This window comes from Streptomyces sp. NPDC048352 (assembly GCF_040651895.1).
GTDB lineage: Bacteria > Actinomycetota > Actinomycetes > Streptomycetales > Streptomycetaceae > Streptomyces.
Genome location: NZ_JBEZKZ010000146.1, coordinates 1 through 4,947 on the forward strand (window position 1 = coordinate 1; position 4,947 = coordinate 4,947).

Below are 4,947 nucleotides of genomic sequence, written 5' to 3' on the forward strand. Positions count from 1 at the left end.
GCCAGGGGTTCGCGGTGCACCGCCACCACGTCCGTCACCACGTCGCCGACCACCAGCAGCGCCCCCGGTGCGGACACCGCCCCCGTCATGCCCGGCGACGGCCGCCGCGAGCTCCGTACGCAGCACCGCCGGGAGCGGGCTCGACACCAGCGGGGCCTCGTCCTCCTCCCCCGGCAGGACCAGCACGAGCGCCAGCGGGCGGCGCGGGGTGCCGGTGTAGCCGATCACGGCGGCGTCGCGCACGTCCGTGTGCCGGAGCTTGCGCCAGGCGCGCCGGCCGGCCGGGTAGGGCTGGTCCAGGCGCTTCACGACCAGGCCCTCGATGCCGCTGGCGGGCAGGGTCTCGTACCAGGTCTCGGCCAGCTCCGGGTCCGTCGTCATCGGCACCGGCTGGAGCGGCGGGCCGAGCGGCAGCAGCAGGTCGACCAGGAGGGCCCGGCGCCGTTCGTAGGGCCGGCCGCGCACGTCCACCCCGGCCAGCTCCAGTACGTCGAACGCCGCGTACGACGCCGGCAGGCTCTGCGCGAGCGCGGCGGCCCGGGCCGCGCTGGCCGCCGCCGCCCGGCGCTGGACCAGGGCGAAGTCGGTGCGGCCCGCGTGCCAGACGACCACCTCCCCGTCCAGGACGGTCCCGGCGGGCAACTGCCGGGCGGCCGCCGCCAGATCCGGGAACGCGCGGGTGACGGTCCGCCCGGAGCGGGCCTGGAGCACCACGTCCTCCTCGGTGCGCAGGACGACCATGCGGTGGCCGTCGAACTTCGGCTCGTACGCCAGGCCCGGCGCGCGCGGCAGGGTCCGTACGGCGGCGGCGAGCGCGACCCGCACGCGCGGGGTCACGGCAGGCTCCCGGCCCGTTCCGGGTCGGTGAGCGGGGCGAGGAGGTCGCCGTCGCGGGCCAGCCGGGGCGGGATGTCGTCGGCGAGGAACACCAGGTCGGAGGGGTCTCGGCAGGCTTCGACCTCTGCCCAGGAGACGGGCGCGGAGACGGTCGGCAGGGGCCGCGCGCGCAGCGTGTAGGGGGCGGCGGTGGTCTTGGCGGCGGCGTTCTGACTGTGGTCGACGAAGACCTTGCCGGGGCGCAGCGCCTTGGCCATCCGGTGCACGACGAGGTCGGCGAGGTCGGCCTCGGCCTCCCGGGCGAGGGCCTTGGCGTACGCGGACGCGCGCGCGGAGGGCACCGGCTCCAGCGCCACGGCCAGGTGCAGGCCCTTGGAGCCGGAGGTCTTGGCGTAGGCGGTCAGGCCGTCGGCGGCGAGGCGCTCGCGCAGCCACAGGGCGGCGGCGCAGCACTCGACGACGGTGGCGGGCGGGCCGGGGTCGAGGTCGAGGACGAGCCGGTCGGCGACGGCGGGGGCGCCGGCCCGCCACTGGGGGGTGTGGAACTCCACGACGAGGTTGGCCGCCCACATCAGGGACGCCAGGTCGGACACGACCACCTGTTCGGCCCGCTCGTCCTCGGAGCGGGGTACGGGGGTGGTCCTCACCCAGTCGGGTGTGCCGGGCGGCGGATTCTTCGTGAAGAAGAGCTGGCCGTCCGGGCCGTCGGGATAGCGCAGGAAGGACAGCGGGCGGTCGTGGATGTGCGCGAGGAGGGCGTCCGCGACGGTGGCGTAGTAGTGCAGCACCTCGCCCTTGGTGAAGCCGGTGCTCGGGTAGAGGACCTTCTCCAGGTTGCTGAGCGCGATGCGACGCCCCTCCACCATCGTGATCGGCGACATACGATGAGATTGCCACGAATCGGGAGGAACCGTGCGATCCATTTGGAACGGGGCGATTTCCTTCGGCCTGGTCAGCATTCCGATCAAGCTCGTGAACGCCACCGAGAGCCACTCGATCTCCTTCCGTCAGATCCACGTGACGGACGGCGGCCGGGTGCGCTACCGCAAGGTGTGCGAACTCGACGGGGAGGAAGTGTCCACCGCCGAGATCGGCAAGGGATACGAGGAGGCGGACGGGTCGATCATCCCCATCACGGAGCAGGACCTGGCGCAGCTGCCGATCCCCACCGCGAAGACGATCGAGATCGTGTCGTTCGTGCCGTCCGACGAGATCGATCCGCTCCAGCTGGACGCCGCGTACTACCTCGCGGCCAACGGGGCCACGGCGGCCAAGCCGTACACCCTGCTGCGGGAGGCGCTCAAGCGCAGCCGCAGGGTGGCGATCGCCAAGTACGCGCTGCGCGGGCGCGAACGGCTGGGCATGCTGCGGGTCGTCGACGACGTGATCGCCATGCACGGGCTGCTGTGGCCGGACGAGATCAGGGCGCCGGAGGGGGTGGCCCCGGAGGCGTCGGTGTCCGTACGGGAGGCCGAACTGGACCTGGCCGACGCGCTGATGGCGACGCTGGGGGAGGTGGAGATGTCCTCCCTGCACGACGACTACCGCGAGGCCGTGGAGTCGATGATCGCGGCGAAGGCGGGCGGGGCGTTCGAGCCGACGGAGGCGGTGGTGGAGCCGGCCGGCGGCCAGGTGATCGACCTGATGGCGGCGCTGGAGAACAGCGTCCGGGCCGCCAAGGCCTCGCGGGGCGGCGGGGATGCGGGGGCTGCGGATGCGGGCGGTACCGGGGGGCCTGCGGCGCAGGGTGCGGGGGCGGAGGTGACGCCGATCCGGCGGAAGGCGGCGGCCGCCGCGCCGAAGGCGGTGGGCGGGAAGAAGTCGACGGCGTCGGGAGCCCGGAAGACGGCGGCGGCCGCGAAGAAGACGGCCACGAAGTCCACGTCGACGGCCGCGGCGGGCAAGGCGCGTTCCGCCAAGTCGACGTCGGGCGCCACGAAGTCCACCTCGGCGGCGACGAAGTCCGCGTCGGCCGGTACGAAGTCCACGTCGGCCGCAGCGAAGAAGACGGCGTCCGCCGGCACGGCGAAGAAGCCGGCACCGCGCAAGCGGAGCTCTGCCTGAGCCTGAGGGGGCTGGGGGGGCCGGGCGGGGGTCAGGTCCATTCTGGGGTGGAGCGGGCCTGGGCGAAGAGGGCTTCCACGTCCGGGGGTTTGAGGGTCGCCGGTGTGGACCGCAGGGTGGTGGCCAGGGTCGGGGGCTGGAGGACCAGGACGTCGCGCAGCGTCGGGGCCACCTCGACGCGGGAGGCGTCGGCGAGGACGAGGGCCGCGGTGACCGGCGCGGCCAGGACCCGGGCCGCGTGGGCGGCGGCGCGGCGGATCCAGCGGGGGTCGGGGCGGGGTTCGGCACGGCCCACCGTGAGCAGCAACTCCCCCACATGGACGCGCTGGCGGCGGCCGGGGACCGTACGGAGGGCGAAGACGCCCGGCGGGCCGATGAGCAGGTGGTCCAGCAGCCCGAGGCCCGGCAGGGGGACGTCGTGCAGGGCCCGCCAGTCGGCCGCCTCCAGCAGGTCGAGCTCCGCGCCGGTGCGCTGCCGGGCCTGGAGTTCCTGCCGCATCCGGTGCCGGGCCCGGCTGCCGGGTGAGCCGTACGCCAGCTCGCCGAGCAGGGTCTCGCCGGGCCGGTTCGGGGCCAGGTCCCGGTCGGGCGGCAGGCTCAGACGGCGCAGCTCGGCGGCGGTGGGCACCGGGGGCGGGCCGATGGTCCAGTCGCGGGTCAGGTAGGGGCGCAGGGCCGCCAGTACCGCGTCGCGCTCGTCGTCCGCCAGGACGCTGATCCGGTTGGCCTGCCGGTCGTACCAGGCGACCGCACGGCCGTCGGGCCGGTTGACGTAGAGCCGGCCGCGGCCGGCCCGGCCGCTCGGAAAGACCTTGAGTCCGTGCATCGGCCTCACCCCCGCCGTCCATGGGAGCAGGCGGCGCGGCCCCGGGCAATCCCTCGGTTGTGTAACAGCTCCGACGGGTCGCTGCTGCCTTCCTGTTACAAGGTCATCGCCCTACCGCAACGGCCGGGGCCTAGTTTTGTGCCGTCCGGCGCAGCGGGGCGCGGCCCGTGCCGCGTGCCGGTGCCCGTACCCGGGGTGCTGATTCCGTGCCGGGCGGCGCCCGGACGCGATGCCGGGCCCCGTGCCGTGGGCCCCTGACCTGGCCCTGTGCCCTGTGCCCTGTGCCCCGTGCCCCGTACCGAGGGAATGCCGTGAACACCGCCCGCCGCCGCACCATCGTTCGCGCCACCGCCGTGACCGCATGCGCCGGGGGCCTGCTGGCGCTGCCCACCGCCGCCGCGCTCGCCGAGGGGGCGCCGGCCGCCGCCGGGGCGCAGCGGACCCTGGTCAGCAGCATCTCCCTGGCGGACGGCCGGTCGACCGCGAAGGTGTACCGCCTCGCGAAGGACGCGTACCAGGCGGAGATCCTGCGCGCCGGTACCACGGTGGCGACGCTGACCAGCAGGGACGGCGCGACGGGCACCGGTGCGGCCGGTGAGCTGCATGCCGCGCTGCGGCCCGACGGGCGGCTCTCCTCCTGGGTCGGTGACACCCGTCCCGAGGGCGGCTCCCACGCGGTGGCCGGCGCCGGCCACAAGACCGGGACGCGGCACGGCGGCGGGCAGGCCGGGCCGGCGCCGGCGAACGGCGCCGCCGGCACGGTGGAGGCGCTGCGGCTGGGCACGGTGGCCGACGGGGCGGGCGACGGGGTGCTGCTGCTCGCTGCGGGCGGCGGGATCGCGGCGATCGGCGCCGCGGGGCTGGGCTTCGCGATGCTGCGGCGGGGGCGTACGGACTGCTGAGCCGGTGCCCTGGCCGGGCGGGGTGCGGGGGTACCGATGCCTGGCCGGGCGGGGGATGCGGTGGGCCGGGGGCGGTCCGGGTACCGGTGTCCTGGCGGGAGCCGGTGCCCTGGCCGGGGGGGGTGGGTGCGGGGGTGTCGTGGGCCGGGGTCGGGGGCGGGGTGGGGTGTCGTCCGGGACGGGCTTCGATGTTCGGCGCCTGTTCCGGGTCCGGTTGGGGAGCGGTACCGCGCGCCGAATTCATCTCGTTTTAGTCCCGGACGACACCCCACCCCGCCCCCCCCCCCTCCGTACGCAGCCACCATCCTCCGTGCAGTA

Annotated in this window: 5 protein-coding genes; 2 read left to right on the forward strand and 3 right to left on the reverse strand. The window is 75.4% G+C overall.

Going from position 1 to position 4,947, the window contains the following annotated elements:
- Window positions 1–837, reverse strand: an 837-nt coding sequence (locus tag AB0D45_RS34460; protein ID WP_362466563.1) for an ATP-dependent DNA ligase, incomplete at its 3' end; no start/stop codon positions are given.
- Entirely contained in the window at window positions 834–1,718 is an 885-nt protein-coding gene (gene ligD, locus AB0D45_RS34465; RefSeq protein WP_362466566.1) for a non-homologous end-joining DNA ligase, read from the reverse strand. The genes AB0D45_RS34460 and ligD, both read right to left, overlap by 4 nt.
- Before the next feature lie 31 nt (window positions 1,719–1,749).
- On the opposite strand from ligD, the gene AB0D45_RS34470 reads away from it, so the two are divergent.
- Complete coding sequence (locus AB0D45_RS34470; RefSeq protein WP_362466568.1) at window positions 1,750–2,901, forward strand: Ku protein; 1,152 nt, start codon at window positions 1,750–1,752, stop codon at window positions 2,899–2,901.
- 31 nt (window positions 2,902–2,932) lie between these two features.
- Here the strand turns inward: AB0D45_RS34470 and AB0D45_RS34475 are convergent, their stop codons facing one another.
- On the reverse strand, window positions 2,933–3,727 hold the full coding sequence (locus AB0D45_RS34475; protein WP_362466571.1) for a nuclease-related domain-containing protein: 795 nt from the start codon (window positions 3,725–3,727) through the stop codon (window positions 2,933–2,935).
- Window positions 3,728–4,038: 311 nt separating this feature from the next.
- Between AB0D45_RS34475 and AB0D45_RS34480 the strand changes: the two genes are divergently transcribed.
- On the forward strand, window positions 4,039–4,629 hold the full coding sequence (locus AB0D45_RS34480) for a hypothetical protein (RefSeq protein WP_362466574.1): 591 nt from the start codon (window positions 4,039–4,041) through the stop codon (window positions 4,627–4,629).
- The last annotated feature ends 318 nt before the right edge of the window (window positions 4,630–4,947 follow it).